Source organism: Stenotrophomonas sp. YJH_SMC_123 (genome assembly GCF_059368215.1).
This window is the reverse complement of sequence record NZ_JCAFRM010000006.1, coordinates 133,025-149,085: the sequence shown is the minus strand read 5'-3', so window position 1 is coordinate 149,085 and position 16,061 is coordinate 133,025. Positions and strand designations below refer to the sequence as shown.

Annotated in this window: 12 protein-coding genes; 5 read left to right on the top strand and 7 right to left on the bottom strand. The window is 68.4% G+C overall.

Translation table 11 applies throughout. From position 1 onward, the window contains the following. Positions 1-54: 54 nt before the first annotated feature. Together AC5P5W_RS14640 and AC5P5W_RS14635 are read right to left on the bottom strand one after the other, a co-directional pair. Positions 55-378, bottom strand: coding sequence for an SMR family transporter (locus AC5P5W_RS14640; protein WP_164165809.1), 324 nt, complete (start codon positions 376-378; stop codon positions 55-57). Then, the gene (locus AC5P5W_RS14635) at positions 378-731 is read right to left on the bottom strand and encodes an SMR family transporter (protein WP_010485170.1); all 354 of its coding nucleotides are present in this window, start codon (positions 729-731) and stop codon (positions 378-380) included. The genes AC5P5W_RS14640 and AC5P5W_RS14635 overlap by 1 nt, the downstream gene beginning before the upstream one ends. 162 nt (positions 732-893) lie before the next feature. Here AC5P5W_RS14635 and AC5P5W_RS14630 point away from each other — a divergent pair, with 162 nt between their 5' ends. Continuing rightward, positions 894-1,745, top strand: a complete 852-nt coding sequence (locus AC5P5W_RS14630) for a LysR family transcriptional regulator (protein ID WP_049407431.1) — start codon at positions 894-896, stop codon at positions 1,743-1,745. An 87-nt stretch (positions 1,746-1,832) separates the two neighbouring features. Here AC5P5W_RS14630 and AC5P5W_RS14625 read toward each other — a convergent pair whose 3' ends face one another. Next, a complete protein-coding gene (locus AC5P5W_RS14625; protein WP_014647445.1) occupies positions 1,833-2,753 on the bottom strand; it encodes a M14 family metallopeptidase in 921 nt (306 codons plus the stop codon). 131 nt (positions 2,754-2,884) lie between these two features. On the opposite strand from AC5P5W_RS14625, the gene AC5P5W_RS14620 reads away from it, so the two are divergent. The 3 genes from AC5P5W_RS14620 to AC5P5W_RS14610 all read left to right on the top strand — a co-directional run bounded on the left by AC5P5W_RS14620 (position 2,885) and on the right by AC5P5W_RS14610 (position 7,619). Next, positions 2,885-4,966, top strand: coding sequence for a TonB-dependent siderophore receptor (locus AC5P5W_RS14620; protein WP_197574535.1), 2,082 nt, complete (start codon positions 2,885-2,887; stop codon positions 4,964-4,966). Between the two features lie 62 nt (positions 4,967-5,028). Continuing rightward, positions 5,029-6,801 (top strand): chloride channel protein, encoded by a 1,773-nt coding sequence (locus tag AC5P5W_RS14615; protein ID WP_495221235.1) that lies wholly within the window; start codon positions 5,029-5,031, stop codon positions 6,799-6,801. Positions 6,802-6,902: 101 nt separating this feature from the next. Further along, positions 6,903-7,619, top strand: a complete 717-nt coding sequence (locus AC5P5W_RS14610; protein WP_197574537.1) for an MgtC/SapB family protein — start codon at positions 6,903-6,905, stop codon at positions 7,617-7,619. A 72-nt stretch (positions 7,620-7,691) separates the two neighbouring features. Here the strand turns inward: AC5P5W_RS14610 and AC5P5W_RS14605 are convergent, their stop codons facing one another. Beyond that, positions 7,692-8,099 carry a MerR family transcriptional regulator gene (locus AC5P5W_RS14605; RefSeq protein WP_197574538.1) on the bottom strand — a complete coding sequence of 136 codons (408 nt, stop codon included), beginning with the start codon at positions 8,097-8,099 and terminating at the stop codon, positions 7,692-7,694. Positions 8,100-8,162: 63 nt separating this feature from the next. Here AC5P5W_RS14605 and AC5P5W_RS14600 point away from each other — a divergent pair, with 63 nt between their 5' ends. After that, the gene (locus AC5P5W_RS14600; protein ID WP_197574539.1) at positions 8,163-8,990 is read left to right on the top strand and encodes a methyltransferase domain-containing protein; all 828 of its coding nucleotides are present in this window, start codon (positions 8,163-8,165) and stop codon (positions 8,988-8,990) included. Positions 8,991-9,070: 80 nt separating this feature from the next. Here the strand turns inward: AC5P5W_RS14600 and AC5P5W_RS14595 are convergent, their stop codons facing one another. The 3 genes from AC5P5W_RS14595 to AC5P5W_RS14585 all read right to left on the bottom strand — a co-directional run bounded on the left by AC5P5W_RS14595 (position 9,071) and on the right by AC5P5W_RS14585 (position 15,963). Then, the gene (locus AC5P5W_RS14595) at positions 9,071-9,334 is read right to left on the bottom strand and encodes a DUF6959 family protein (protein ID WP_223224455.1); all 264 of its coding nucleotides are present in this window, start codon (positions 9,332-9,334) and stop codon (positions 9,071-9,073) included. Between the two features lie 148 nt (positions 9,335-9,482). Next, on the bottom strand, positions 9,483-10,325 hold the full coding sequence (locus AC5P5W_RS14590; protein WP_197574540.1) for an OmpA family protein: 843 nt from the start codon (positions 10,323-10,325) through the stop codon (positions 9,483-9,485). A 61-nt stretch (positions 10,326-10,386) separates the two neighbouring features. Next, a complete protein-coding gene (locus tag AC5P5W_RS14585; RefSeq protein WP_495221233.1) occupies positions 10,387-15,963 on the bottom strand; it encodes an ESPR-type extended signal peptide-containing protein in 5,577 nt (1,858 codons plus the stop codon). Between the last annotated feature and the right edge of the window lie 98 nt (positions 15,964-16,061).

Below are 16,061 nucleotides of genomic sequence, written 5' to 3'. Positions count from 1 at the left end.
TGGCACAGCGACGCAGCACTGGTAGGTGCCAACCTTGGTTGGCGCAGCGACGCGCTACTTCGCAGTACTCAGCAGCAGCACTGCAACAGTGACCAGACCGATGCCGATCCAACCGATCGGACGCAGGCGGTTGCCGAACAACAGGCGTCCGCAGGTGGCGGTTCCGATCACGCCGATCGCACCCCACATCGCATAGGCGGTGGCCAGGTCCATGTAACGCACCGCCTGGCCCAGCAGGGCGAAGGCGATCCAGACCATGACGATCGCGGCGACACCCCAGCGCCAGCGGCGGAAGCCTTCCGACTTGGCCACCATCATGTTCGCGGCGACATCGATCAGCGCCGAACAGATCACGAAAAACAGAGCCAGGGTATTCATCAGTGTGCCTCCCCGAGGGTGACGCAGACGATGCCCACCACCGCCAGCACCAGGCCGGCCAGCTGCTGCAGTGACAGGCTCTCGCCGAACACGGTGAGGCCGACCACTGTCAGCAGGGTCAGGCCCAGGCCTTCCCACACCGCGTAGGCCACGCCCACCGCGATGCGACGCACCGACTGCGCCAGGAAGAAGTAGGACAGCGCCAGCGCACCGGCCATGATCAGATAACCGGTCCAGCCGCCATCGCGGGCGGCGTGGGCCATGAACGAGGTGCCGACCACTTCGGCGACGATCGCCACGGTCAGGCAGGCCCAGGCGACCAGCGCGCCACGGGCGGGAACAGTACGGGACATGTGAAACTCCTTGCAGGACGGGGACCGCGCCGCCTCATCAATGGATCCACGCCGCGCGTGGAGGGTCCGGAACGCCCCTCGCAGACAGGGGCGACGGGGGTTAGTATCATCGCCTTTTACGGTGGTATCAAAATGGATTCCATCGACAGGAGCGATGGATCAATGCCCTATTCCCCTGAATCCCTACAGGCCTTCGTGGAAGCCGCCGCGCTGGGCTCGTTCTCGGCCGCGGCACGGCGGCTGGGCAAGACCCAGTCGACGGTCAGCACCGCCATTGCCCACCTGGAAGCCGACCTCGGCGTGAGCCTGTTCGACCGCAGCGGGCGCTACCCGCGGCTGACCGAGGCTGGGCGCCAGGTGCTGGGCCACGCACAGGAGATCCTGGCCGCCGATGCGCGCCTGCAGCAGTTGAGCGTGCGCCTGTCCGCGCCGGTCGAGCCGCGCCTGACCGTGGTGTTTTCCGATGTCTACCAGCTGGATCCCGAGCAGCGGATCCTGCAGCGCTTCGCCGAAGCGTTCCCGGAGATCGAGCTGGAGTGGCTGGATGCCGAAGGCGAGGACGTGCTGGAACGGGTGAGCAGCGGCCGCGCCGCGCTGGGCCTGCTGCCCAGGCAGGAGCGCTATCCCGATGGGCTGGTGGCGCGGCCGCTGGCGCACCACAGCGAACTGTCGGTGTACGTGGCGCGCGGACACCCGCTGGCCAGCGCCGGGCGTCGCGCCGCCGCACAACTGGCACGGCATCGGCAGGTGCGCCTGAGCGCGGAAGTCGATCAGACCCGCTTGGTCACCGGCCTCGCGTGGACCGCCACCGATTACCTGATGGTGATGGAGATGGCCGAGGACGGCATCGGCTGGGCCGAACTGCCGCGGGCGCTGGTGCAGCGCTATGACCGTGGGCGGCTGGTGGAACTGGTGCTGCCGGGCTGGCCGCGGCGCATCCACAGCGACCTGCTGTGGCGACGCGACACGCCGCCAGGCCCAGCCGCACTCTGGTGGGCCGACGCGTTGGGGTGAAAAAGGGGACGGAGGGGATTAAGTCGTTTGTGCCCCGGCGGTACTGGGGCACAAACGACTTAATCCCCTCCGTCCCCTTTTTATCTGTCAGCGATGGGCGAGCGCGTAATCCAGTGCCGCGCACACCGCTGCCACCTGTGCGTCGTTGCACTGCTGCGGGGTGGCCCGCGGGCTGTCCGGGTAGACCTCGGTGGTGGTGGTGTACTTCGCGCCGGTAATGCCGGCGCACAGGCCCAGCTTCACCAGCGGATACTCGATCACGCCGTGGGCGATCACCGGCGAACCGATGATCTCGCCTTTGTCGTCGGCGGGGGCGATATGGGTGACCTTCTCCACGGCGGCAATGACCGCCTGCTGGAAGGCCGGCTGCGGGGCCTCGCTGTCATCCACCAGGTAGAAGCCATCCGGAATCAGGCCCGGCTCGAACGGCTTGCCGTCACGCGCGGCCAGCGCCGGGCGGAACTCGCTTTCATCACTGTCGGTGGTCTCGTGCAGGTCGATGTGCAGCACGAACTGGCCCTTGATCGGTGCAACCAGCTCGATCAGCGCGGTCGACTCGCGGGCCGGGCCATCGGCGCGGAAGTTGCGGTTCGGGTCGATCGCATCGAAGTTCCAGCGGTTGATGCGCTCGAAGCCCCAAGGATTCACGCACGGCGCCACCAGCAGATTGGCCTTGCCGGCATAGTCGGCGGCGTGCTTTTCGAGGAACTCCAGCGCGCCCATCACGCCACTGGTCTCATAGCCGTGCACGCCACCGGTAACCAGCGCGGCGGGCAGCGCCGGGTTCCAGTCGCGGCTGCGCAGGGCGAACAACGTATAGGTCTCGCCAGCGTAGTCGAGCCGGCCATAGGCCACCTTGTCGAAACGCGAGGCCAGCGCCTCGATGCGCGGCAGCACCTCCTGGTCATAGCGACGCAGGCGCTGCTGGCGACCACGCCACAGCTCCCGTTCCGCCGCTCCCCACGGCTGGCCAGGGGTTCCGACGGGGTAGAAGGCGGCTTGGGACATGGCGGATCTCGGCGAGTCAGGAAGCAATCGCCCACTTTACCACCGGGGCAACGGCATGAACCCGACGCGCATTCCATTGGCGAATGGAATCAGCAATAATTCTCATTTACGACCTTCCACAGCCTGCACCGATGCCCATCCACGCCCTGCAACCGGCCCGCCTGCCCCTGGCCGCCGCGCTCACCCTGTGCCTGCTTCCGGCCGCCAGCGTCTTCGCCCAGGACGGCGCTACCACGCTCGACAGCATCCAGGTCTCTGGCAGCTGGCTGGGTACCGGCCTGCATGACAGCGTGAAGCGCTTCGCCGGCGCGCGCACGGTGGTCGACCGCCAGCGCATCGAGGCCAGCGGCGCGGCCAGCATCGGCGATGCCATGCGCCGCATCCCCGGCGTGCAGGTCACCGACAACTCCGGCACGGCCGGCAGCTCGGTCTCGCTGAACATCGGCGTGCGCGGCCTGACCGGGCGCTACTCGCCGCGCTCGACCGTACTGCTGGACGGCGTACCGCTGGCGGTAGCGCCGTATGGCCAGCCGCAGCTGTCGTTCGCGCCGACCAGCCTGTCCAACATCGAATCGATCGACGTGGTGCGCGGCGGCGGCGCGGTGCGCTACGGCCCGCAGAACGTGGGCGGCATCATCAACTTCAGCACCCGCGCCATTCCCACCGGCCCCGGCCTGCACGGTGAGGCCGGCGTGCGCTACACCGCCCATGACCATGGCGGCGGCGACAGTGCCCAGTACAACGCTTTCCTCGGCGGCACCGGCGACAACGGCCTGGGCGCGGCCCTGCTGTACTCCGGCCAGGACGGGCGTGGCTGGCGCCAGGGCAGCGATGACCGCTTCAACGACCTGGCGCTGAAGTTCGCCTATGCCATCGACGCGCAGCAGGAACTGCGTGCCAAGCTGTCGTACTACGATGTGCGCTCGCTGACGCCGGGCGGCCTGACCCGCGCCCAGTACGAGGCCGACCCGTTCCAGAACACCCGCTCCACCGATTTCTGGAAGGGCCACCGCACCGGCATCGACCTGGGCTACACCAACACGCTGTCGGCCAACAGCGAATTCGAGGTGCTGGCCTATTACAACGAAAGCAGCCGCGCCAGCTCGCTGATCAACACGGCCAATACCCAGTTGACCGTGCAGCCGCGCGATTACCGCGTGCTTGGCATCGAGCCGCGCTATACCCAGCGCCTGCATTGGGGCAGCACGGTGCACGACATCACCGCCGGCTACCGCTTCCTGCGCGAACGGGGCAACGACCGCAGCTACACCGTCAGCCGCCGCACCGGCGTGGCCAGTGCCACCACCCGTTTCGACAACGCGACCGATGCCCATGCGTTCTACATCGACGACCGCATCGCAATCGGCCAGTGGAGGATCACCCCGGGCGTGCGCATGGAATGGATCGACATGGACCGCCGCCAGGCCGGTGGCACGGCGACCTTCAGCAGCCGCAACGACAAGGCCCTGCCCTCGCTCAACATCGCCTACCTGCTGACGCCGCGGCTGACTGTGTTCGGCAACTACACCACCTCGTTCGGGCCGGTGCAGAACATCCAGCTCAATTCGCAGACGGCCAGCAACCCGCTGAACCCGGAAATCGCCAAGACCACCGAACTGGGCGCGCGCTGGCAGGACGGTGCACTGCGCGCGGAAGTGACCGTGTTCAAGATGCGCTTCGACAACCAGATCCTGCAGGTGCCGGGGATCACCCCACCGACCTTCCAGAACATCGGTGCCACCGACCACAAGGGTGTGGAGAGCGCGCTGGAGTACCACTTCGCCCAAGACAGTGCGCTGGCCGGGCTGGAGCTGTACGCCAACTACACCTGGACCCAGGCGATCCAGCAGTCCGGTGACAACCGCGGCCTGGACGTGCCCTTCTACTCGCGCGACACCGACAGCGTCGGCGCCCGCTACGCACTGGCCGGCTGGACCTTCAATGTCTCCAGCACCCACCAGAGCGGCCAGTTCTCCGATGCCGCCAACACCTGGGAAGAAACCGCTGACGCGCGCGTGGGCCGCGTGCCGGGCGTGCGCCTGTGGAACGCGCAGGTGGCCTGGCAGGTGCCGGGGCTGGACGACAGCGAGATCGCGCTGGGCGTGAACAACCTGGCCGACAAGCGCTGGTACACCCGCAACGTCGATGGCAACGCCGGCCGCATGGTGGCTGCGCCACGCACCTTCTACGTGCAGGGCCGCTACCGCTTCTGACGCGGTAACCGCCCGATGCAGTGACGGCGGCGAACACGGTGGCGGCGTATCATGCCGCCACCATGTCACTGCCTGTTTCGCCATCGCGCCTGCATCTGGCCTTCCAGGGCCTGCGCCTGCGCCTGCGCGGCAGCGACCTGTGGTTCATCGCGCTTGCCCTGCTGGTCGGCCTGATCGCCGGCTACCTGACCCTGCTGCAGTCCGGCATCGCACGCTGGCTGCAGGGCACCCTGTACGGGCTGGACGACGGCATGCGCCTGAGCTCCTTGCCCGCGCTGACCTGGACCGCACTGCTGGTGCTGCCGCTGGGTGGCCTGCTGGTCGGCCTGGTCAGCCTGGCCGCGACCCGGCTCAAGCGGCCCCTGCTCGATGCGGTCGAAGCCAATGCCCTGCATGGCGGGCGCATGTCGATGCGCGACAACCTCATCGTGCTGACCCAGACCCTGCTGTCCAATGGCTGCGGCGCCTCGGTCGGGCTGGAGGCTTCGTATACGCAGATGGGAGCAGGCAGCGGCTCGCAGCTGGGCCGGGTGATGCGCCTGCGCCGCAACGACGTGCGCATCCTGGTCGGCGCCGGTGCCGCCGGTGCCATCGCGGCCGCCTTCGGGGCGCCACTGGCCGGCGCGTTCTACGCCTTCGAGATCGTCATCGGCGCCTACACCCCGGCCGCACTGGCGCCGGTGGCGGTGGCCGCGCTGGCAGGTGCATTCGTGGCCGACCAGGCCGGCATCGAGCCCTACCTGCTGCCGGCTGCCTCGACGATTGATGTCCGCGCCGCCGACTATGCCATCTACGGCCTGCTTGGCTGCTGCTGCGCGATGGTCGGCATCGCGGTGATGCGGCTGATCGCCTCGATCGAAGGCACGGTCAAGCGCAGCCCGTTGCCGCTGTGGGGCCGACCGGTGGTCGGCGGCCTGCTGCTGATCCCGCTGGCACTGGCCAGCCCGCAGGTGCTGTCGTCCGGCCATGGCGCACTGCACCTGGACCTGACCACGCACCTGCCGCTGATCTGGATCGGCGGCCTGCTGACCCTGAAGTGCCTGGCCTCGGGCATCTCGCTCGGGTTTGGTTTCCGCGGCGGCCTGTTCTTCGCCTCGTTGTTCATGGGCACCCTGGTCGGCGCCCTGTTCGCCGGCCTGCTGGCGATGGCCACTGGTGTGCCGGTGATCGATGCCACGTCCGCCGCGCTGGCTGGCATGGCAGCGTTGGCCGCCGCCGTGGTCGGCGCACCGATGACCATGGCCATGCTGGTGCTGGAAGGCACCCACGACTTCCTGCTGACCAGCGTGGTGATGAGTGCGGTGCTGGTCTCCAGCACGCTGGTACGGCAGTGGTTCGGTTATTCGTTCTCGACCTGGCGCATGCACCTGCGCGGCGAGACCATCAAGAGCGCACGCGACGTGGGCTGGGTGCAGAACCTCAACGCCGGCCGGCTGATGCGCAAGGGCGTGGCTACCGCGCCGGCCGATCTCGATGCCGCCACGTTCCGCCAGCACTTCCCGCTGGGTTCGGGCAGCCGGGTGATCCTGATCGACAGCGAAGGCCATTACGCAGGCATCGTGCAGATTCCGCGCGTCTACGGCGACGGCGTGAAGCCGGAGACCATGATCGGCGAGCTGGCCGAGAACCGGGACGTGTCACTGTCACCGGCCGCGGACGTGGTCAGCGTGATGCAGCGCTTCGACCAGACCCAGGCCGATGAACTGGCCGTGGTCGCCGCCGACGGCCAGGTCCTGGGCGTGGTCTCTGAAGCCTTCGTCCGCAAGCGCTACGCCGAGGAACTGGACAAGCGCCAGCGCGAACTGATGGGCGAGCGCGTCGACGACACCGACTGACCCCGCAAAAAGGGGACGGAGGGGATTAAGTCGTTTCTGACACTTTCGAAATCCGCGCATGGCGTGGATCTACTGTCACCTCGACCGGGTAGACTCCGGCCATGCGCTTCATTGAGACCTTCCATGCCGGTCCCTTCGCCGACACCGTGGTCAGCCTGCTGGCCGCCTTCGTGCTGGGCACGCTGATCGGCGCCGAGCGCCAGTACCGGCAACGCACCGCCGGCCTGCGCACCAACGTGCTGGTGGCAGTGGGCGCCGCCGCCTTCGTCGACCTGGGCATGCGCATCGCCGGCAGCGCCGAGGCGGTACGGGTGATCTCCTACGTGGTCTCCGGTGTCGGCTTCCTCGGCGCCGGCGTGATCATGAAGGAAGGCATGAACGTGCGCGGCCTGAACACCGCCGCCACCCTGTGGTGCTCGGCGGCGGTCGGCAGCTGCACCGGCGCGGACATGCTGGCCGAGGGCGTGCTGCTGACCGTGCTGATCATCGCCGGCAACACGCTGCTGCGGCCGCTGGTGAATGCGATCAACCGCATCCCGATCAACGAGGCGGCGACCGAAGCCACCTACGAAGTGCGCCTGAGCGTGGATGCCGAAGCCGTACCGCGGGTGCGCGAGCGACTGGTCGATGCGCTGGAGGCCGCGCAGTATCCGGTGGGCGATGTGCAGGTGGTCGAGCATGCCGACGCGCCTACCGACGTGATCGCGGTGCTGGTCAGTACCGCGGTCAGTGCGGACGAGCTGGATCTGGTGCTGGCACGGATGGAGCACGTGCCGGGGGTGCTGCATGCCACGTGGGAAGTCAGCACCCGCGACTGAATCACCACGTAGGGCGTGGATCTGCCGAGGTCGTGCTGCAGTGGATTCACGCCATGCGTGGATACGCTTCTCTCACCCACCCGCCATGCGCTGCTGTGCCCGCAGCAGCTTCCGGAACGAGCCGCACTTCCGGGCATCCTCTGCCTGCGGGCAGGCCGCCGCACGTTGCAGGTGCCGGCGTACCCGTTGCAGCTGGATGATCTGCCGCTGCAGCACATCAGCCTGCGCCAGCAGGGCCTCACGATCCAGCGTAAGGCATCCGCGCTGCGGCGGCAGCGATGGGCCGATCTGCTGCAGCGACAGCCCGGCCGCCTGGCCCAGGCCGATCAGTGCCAGCCGCTCCAGCACCTGCTCGTCGTACTGCCGGCGCAGGCCGCGACGGCCCAGTGCCTGCAGCAGCCCAAGCTGTTCGTAGTAACGCAGGGTCGAGGCCGGCACGCCACTGCGCTTGACCACTTCGCCGATATCCAGTTCACGCACGGGCTTGACCTCAAGTGACCTTCAAGCGCCAACCTATGGGCGACTTCCCTGCAAGGCAAGACCATGACCCGTACACCCCCCGTTGATCAGAGCGCCCTGTGGAACGGTCCTGGCGGCCAGGTCTGGGTTGCGCAGCAGGCCATTCTCGATGGCCTGTTCCAGCCCATGGCCGACCTGCTGGTGGCCGAACTTCCGGAGACCGTCACGCAACTGCTGGATGTAGGCTGCGGTACCGGTGCCAGCCTGCTGGCATCAGCCGCCGCACGCCCGGCGACACACAGCACCGGCCTGGACATCTCCGCGCCGATGCTGGCGCTGGCCCGCCAGCGCGCCGAGGCTGCGGGACTGGACGCGGACTTCATCGTGGCAGACGCGCAGCGCCATCCTCTGCCGTCCGCGCACTTCGACTGGATCCAGTCGCGGCTGGGCGTGATGTTCTTCGAGGACAGCCAGGCCGCGTTCGCCAACCTGCATCGTGCCGCGACACCCGGCGCTGGGCTGCGCTTCATCGCCTGGCGCAGTGCCGACGAGAATCCATTCATGACCACGGCCGAGCGCGCCATCGGCAATGCACTGGATCTGCCGCCCCGGGTACCCGGCGCGCCGGGACAGTTCGCCTTCGCCGATGGCGGGCGGGTACAGCGGCTTGTGCAGGCCGCCGGTTGGAAGGATGTGGAGGTGGTTGCGGTGGACCTGCCCTGCTCCATCGCCCGCGAAGACCTGCCCACCTATGTCGGCCAGCTGGGCCCGTTGGGGCTGGCCCTGCGCTCAATGCCGGAAGCCCGTGCCGCCGTGCTTCGCCACCAGGCGCTGGCTGCATTCGCGCCGTTCATCGAAGGCGACCGCGTACGCGTGGATGCCGCCTGCTGGCTGGTCCGCGCCCGCGCGTAGGAAAAGGGGACGGAGGGGATTAAGTCGTTCTTGCCCCGCGTGTGCAGGAAACGACTTAATCCCCTCCGTCCCCTTTTTCTTTACAGCGCCTCGCCGGCGTCGGCCAGGCGCGATTCGATCAAGGCGTACCACTGCTGCAGCACGTCGATCAGCATGTCCAGCTCGGCGTCGGTGCGCTGTGCGCGGCCGCTGCGCAGGCAGGCCTGTGCTTCCTGCAGTTGGGCCAGGAACCCTGCCACGGTATCGGCCTGCAGGATCAGGCCGGGCAGGCGCCGGCCCGGGATGCGCACCACGGCATGGTTGCCGAGCTGGCCGTACACGCTGAGCGTAGCTTCCGTCTTCATGGAGAGTGGCAGGAATTGGGCATTCATCGCGTGCACCGTTTGAAGACCTGAGCCGCAGGCAGGCGTGGACGACGGGGGAGACGTTGCCACGCCTGCCGGCGGTCAGGGGGGACTCGGGATGCCGGGGCACAGCCCCGGCGCAGGAGGGTCAACGTGGCTGTGCCATCCCGGCGATCTGCACGCGCCGGTTCGGCGCCAGGCAAGCAATCAGCTCGCGCCGGTTGCGCTGCCCGCACTGCACGATCGGCTCAGCCGCGCCGCGTCCTTCGGCGCTGATGCTGGCCGCAGGCACGCCGCCCTGCACCAGCGCGCTGCGCACGGCCTCGGCGCGGCGCTGCGACAACGACTGGTTGTAGCTGGCGCTGCCGATACGGTCGGTATAGCCGGTCACCCTGATCGACTGCACCTGTGCGGCTTCGCGTACCTGCGCCAGGATGCCCTGCACCGCCTGCTGCCCTTCCGCGCTCAGCACCGCGCTGTCGAAGCCGAACAACGCGTCGGCCGACAGCCGCAGCGGCTGTTCCGGCAGCGGTGCCGGTGCCGGTGCCGGCGGGACCGGTGGCCGCGGCGGCTCCAGCACGGCCGCGCACGATTCCGGCTTCCAGTAACCCGCCTGGGCGATGCCCTTGCTGTCAAAGCGGACCTGGAACTGGCAGGTGAAATACTCCGCACCTTGCGCGGTGCGGAAGTTGAACAGGTAGTTCCACTCGCGCACGCCCCACATGCCTTCATTGAAATGCGGCGTGCCCAGCAGCGTGTACAACTGCCGCTTGCTCATGCCCGGCGCGAAGCGGCGCAGGTCGGCGGCGTCCGGATAGATGCCTTCCTTCAACGAGGCCTTGGAGGCCTCCGGGAACTGCACGGCGGTGGCTTCGACGGGACCGTCGGTGGCCGGCGCATGGCTGCGGCAGGCGGCCAGCAGGCCCATCCCCAGGATCAGGCCCAGCGTAGCGGCATGTTGGCCGGCGCGGGCGATGCGATGCTGTTTCATGTCATTCCCCCTGTAGACGTTTCCGCGATGCCGGGCCGCGGGTGCGGCCCGGCGGCGGGGATCACCACTGGATGCCGGCACCGACGGCCACGCCGGCCTCGCCACGGCTGTTGGTCGAACCGCTGAACTTGTAGATCCAGCGCCCGCCTTCGGAGACACCGGAGATGCCCAGCGCCACGCCCGATTCGCCGTTGTAGCTGCCAGCCGCGATCGAGGCCATGCTGCGGCCCGCCTCGCTGGGCTGCGGCAGCGCTGCGGTGGCCATCGCCGAGGCGATACCGGCCGAAGCACGGTTGTCGGTCTTGCGCAGGTCGCGCTCGAAGCCACCCATGCGCTCGTCGGTGTAGGCCTTGGACCAGTCCAGGGTCTGCGCCATGCCCGACTTCAGCTGATCCACGTTGACCGCGTCGGTACCGGCGGTGCCAGCGGCAACGTTGCGCACCGTGGTCGGGCCGCTGCTGGTGCTGCCCAGGGTGACGCTGTTGTAGTTGGTCGCACCGTTCACCGTGGTGTCGTAGCGGATGGTGCCCTGCTGCGAGGCCTGCAGCTGGCGCACGTTGACCGCGTCGGTGGCCTGCGAGCCGTCGGCCACGTTGACCACCTGGCGTTCGGCGCCGCTGGCACCCACCGAGACCGTGTTGGCCCGGTTCGCCACCGAACCTGCACCCAATGCCACCGAGTTGTCGGCCTGCGCCTGTGAACCATTGCCGAGCGCGGTCGAGTTGGCACCGGCGGCAGTGGAGCCTGCACCACCGGCGGCGGAGTTGGCGCCGCTGGCGGACGGATCGGCCAGGTTGTTGGTGTTGTTGGCGCGGAAGCTGCCCGCCACGTTGGTGATGTTCTGGATCTTCTGGTCGGTGTACTTCTTCGACTCGTCGATGGCGTAATTCACGCCGTTCTTCAGCTGGCCGACATTGGTTGCGTCGTAGGTGTCCGAGCCGTCGGCAACGTGGGTGATCTTGCGCTCGCTGCCGCTGCTGCCGACCGAGACCTCACCGGCCGAGTTGCTGGCACCGGTCTGGCCGTAGGCGCCGGTATAGCCGCTCTGTGCGCCAACGCTGGCCACCGAGCCGGCACCCAGTGCCACGCTGTTGCCGGCGCTGCTGCTGGCACCGTTGCCGACCGCCACGCTGTTGGCACCGGCTGCACTGGCCTGCGGGCCGACCGCCACCGCTTCCGCACCGGCCGCGGTGGCTGCGGCCGCCGTCGAGTTCACCGCCAGGTAGGCACTGCCACCGCCACCGTTGGTGATGCGCTGGTTGAGAACCTTCAGCGAGCCATCGACGGCAGTGAAGGCGGCGGTGACGTTGTTGTAATCGCCGCTGGTGAAGGTGCCATCGGTGGCGATGCTGGAAATGCTGAACGTCGGCGCGGTCCACGCGTTGGTGGTGCCGTTGTAGGCAGTGGTGCCGCCGAAGTAGTTGGCGATGGTGCTGTGGGTGCTGAACAGCTGGTCGCCGGTGATGGCGTCGCTGCTGCCGGCCAGGATGCTGCCGGCGGCGACGTTGGTGATCTTCACCGCACCGGTACCGGTGCCCGTCAGCGTCACGCTGTTGAGCACGTTGCCACTGCCGTCGACATCGTATTTCACGGCCAGCTTGTCGATCTCGCCGGTCTGGTCGGCAACGTTGGCCAGCGAGTTGCTGACCGCATCGAAGGCGGTGCCGACGTCGTTGTAGCTGCCCTTGGTCACGGTGCCGTTGGCGGCGACGTTGTTGATCGAGTACGTCGGTGCGGTCAGCACGCCGCTGACGCTGACCGCAGCACCACCGCCGAGGTGGGTGGCCACGGCCTGGTTGGCGGCGAACAGCTGGGCCCCGTTGATGGCCTCGCTGCTGGTGGCGCTGACCTGGCCCGGGCCGAGATTGCGCAGCGTGGTGGCGGTGCCGGCCTGGCCCAGCGTGGCGCTGGCATAGTTGACGCTGCCATCGGCGTTGAGGTCATAGCGCAGTGCCCCCTGCTCCGAGGCCTGCAGCTGTCCCACGTTGACCGCATCGGTGGCCGCGGTACCGGCCGCCACGTTGATGACCTGACGCTCTGCGCCAGCGGCACCGATGGAAACCGTGTTGGCACGATCGGCAAGGCTTCCCGCACCCACTGCGATGCTGTTGGCTGCCGTCGCCCGCGCATTGGTGCCGACCGCGATCGAATCGGCGCCGCTGGCCACGGCCTCGGTACCGGTCGAGTTCACCCGCAGGTACTTGGTACCGCCGTTGCGGATATCGGTGATCTGCGTGTTGAGGTTGACCAGCGAACCATCCACCGCCGCGAAGGCATCGGTGGCGTTGGTGTACAGGCCCTGGGCGATGGCGCCGGTGGTGGAGAGCGTGCTGATCTCGAACAGCGGTGCGGTGAAGATGCCGCTGGCCGGGTCAAAGGCTGCACGACCACCGAAGAAGCTGGCGATCGCGCTGTTCGTTGCCGCCAGCTGGCCACCGTTGACGGCCTCGAGGCTGCCCGCGGTGACCGCACCGGCGGCGAGATTGCCGATGGTGGTGGTGCCGGTGCCTGCGCCGAGGGTGACCCGTCGATAGTTCGGATTGCCGCCGGCGTCCAGATCGTAGGTCACCGCGGCATCGGCCACGCCATTGATCAGGCTGATGGCCCCCTTCAACTGCGCTACATTGACCGCGTCGGTGTTGCCGCTGCCCGCAGCCACGTTGGTGATCTGGCGCTCGCCCCCACCGGCGGTGCCCACCGATACTTCACCGGCCGAGACCTGCGGTGCGGTGAGACCGTAGGCACTGTAGCTGGCCTGCGCGCCGCGCAGCGCGGCCGAGCGGTAGCCCAGCGCAACCGAGTTGGCCTGGTTGGAGGTGGATTCGGCACCCAGCAGGGTCTGCCCGTTGGCGGTGCCGACGGCACTGTCGCCGACGATCACCGAATGGCCCATGCGCGCGGCGTAGTCGGCCGTCGGCACGCCGGTCGGGTTGCTGGGATCGTTCACGCCATCACCGGGGAAGGCGACATTGGCATCGACCTTCGGCAGTTCATGCCGTGCGTTGGCACCGATCACCACTTCCTTCGAGCCGTTGGCGAAGGCGCCATCGCCCATCAGCACCTGGTAGTCCTGCGCGGCGTTGACGGCCCAGCAGGAGATGTCGGCCAGCGCGATGTCCAGGCACTTGGCCGCCCAGGCCGGGGAATCCTTCGGCAGCAGCAGGCCCAGCAGGCCACCCGGATTGCCGTTGTTGATGTTGTAGATGTAGCTGTCGGAAGTGACGCCACCGATCAGGGTCAGGTGCGAGCTGCCGCCCGTGGCGGCGCCACCCAGGCCGTTGAGCGTGCTGCCGACCGGTGACAGGTTCACCACCGGCAGACCCAGCACGTTGACCGCCGAATAGGTCTGCATGACGTTGGCGTTGCTCAGCTTGAGATTGCCGTTGCTGACGTAACCATCGCCGCCGAACAGGCTGGTGGTGGTCGGCCCGATCAGCTGGCCGACATTGCCGACCAGGCCACCGGTGCCGATGATCAGGCCGGCATTCGGGTCGGCCGGCGCCGGTGCCTTCGGGCTGGTCGGCGGGATCGCCGACGGCTGGGTCAGGCCGAGACTGCCGAGCGTGCCACCCACCAGGCCACCGACGGCGCTGCCCAGGTTGCCGACGGTGCCATTGAGATTGCCGTTGAGCAGGTTGCCCACCGCGCTGCCTACGTTGCCCAGCGTGCTTCCCAGCACGCCGCCCAGGCCTGTGCCGGGGCTACCGGTGGTGCCGTTGAGAATGCCGCCCACTGCACCACCGACCGTGCCGACGGTATTGCTAAGCGTGCCGCCCACCGCGCTGCCAACCTGGCCGACGGTGCCGTTCAGAGCGCCACCCACCGCACTGCCGACGGTACCGACAGTACCGTTCAATGCGCCACCGACTGCGCCCACCGTGTTGTTGAGCGTGCCGCCCACTGCACCGCCGACCGTACCGACAGTCCCGTTCAGAGCGCCACCCACGGCGCCGCCGACCTGGCCAACGGTGCCGTTCAGAGCTCCGCCCACCGCACCGCCGACGGTACCGACGGTGCCGTTCAGTGCACCGCCGACTGCGCCGCCAACTGTGCCGACCGTGCCGTTCAGAGCACCGCCAACTGCACCACCGACTGCGCCGACCGTGTTGTTGAGCGTACCGCCCACTGCGCTGCCGACCTGGCCAACGGTGCCGTTCAGAGCTCCGCCCACAGCACCACCGACCGCACCGACCGTGTTGTTGAGCGCGCCGCTCACGGCGCCGCCAACTGTGCCTGCCGTGCCGTTCAGTGCACCGCCAACTGCACCACCGACCACGCCGACTGTGTTGTTGAGCGTGCCGCCCACTGCACCGCCGACCGCGCCGACTGTGCCGTTGAGTTCACCGCCCACTGCGCCACCGACTGTTCCGACAGTACCGTTCAGAGCGCCGCCCACTGCGCCACCGACCGTGCCTACCGTGCCGTTCAGTGCACCGCCAACCGCACCACCGACTGCGCCCACCGCGTTGTTGAGCGTGCCACCCACTGCACCGCCGACCGCGCCGACTGTGCCGTTGAGTGCACCGCCCACTGCGCCACCGACTGTTCCGACAGTACCGTTCAGAGCGCCGCCCACTGCACCGCCCACCGTGCCAACGGTGCCGTTCAGCGCACCACCCACCGTGCTACCGACCGCACCCGCGGCACCGTGAAGCGTACCGCCGACAGCATCCACTGCTCCGCCCACCAGACCGCCGACGCCCAGCGCGCTGTGCTGCGCGGCTACGGTTGCCTGCCCGGCCAGCTTCAGGTTGCGATCGGCGACTACTTCCTGGCCGTCCGGCGCCTGCACGCGCACCTTGCCCGCGGCGCCGGCATCGAACGCGGCACTGATGGCGCGATCATGCGTGTCACCCGGCAGTTCCTCCTTGGCCGGCAGCGTGACCGCCGCCGTCGCCCGGGCCTGGCCCTGCCCCACGATGTGATGGCCAGCCACCGCCAGATGCGCGTCGGTGTCGCCGTCGGCAGAGGCCTTCAGGGACGAACCGCTGAGGCCCGCTGCCGCCTGGGCACCCGAATCGATCGAAGCGACCTGATGGCCAGCGATGCCGACCTTGGCCCTGGCGCGCGCGTCGGCAGCCACGCCCAGCGGCGCCTGCGCGCCCGGCGCAACGTGCGCTGCCAGCGATGCATCCACCTGTGCCGCCTTGATCGCAGTGTTGCCCAGGCCGACAGTGGCGCGTACATCGGCCGCCAGCGCCGGCACGGCCACCTGCTTCGGCGTGGTGTTCGCTGCCAGCTTCACCTGTACGGCGGCCGGCAATACGTCACGCACCACCGGCAGCGATGTGGTGTTCAACTGCAGGCCCAGGCGAGCGTCCGCACTGATCGCGGGGCTGCTCTGCGCCTGTCGCGCGGCGGCAGCCAAGGCCACTTCCGCGTCGACCTTGACCGGCATCGGCTGCGCATACTTCGCCGCAAGCGCTTGCAGGTCGCGCAGCGACTGATTGGTTTCCGATGCCCCTGCGTGGCCGCTGGCCAGCGCGCACAGCAGTGCCAGGGCCAGCGCGGTGGGCATCAGCAGGAAGGCGCGCGGATCGCGTGCGGCGCCGCCGCCGCTGTCGCCGGTGGCCAGTTCCGAGGCCACAACCAGAGCATTGAGCTGGCGGTTCCATACACGCCGGTAGATGCGGTTCATGAGCATTTCCCCCGTAGGCGAACAACTGGAATGTCAGTGGACTTGCCGTTAGGCAGGTGACTGACATTTCAGCGGTTGCAACGGTGGCGGCGCACTTC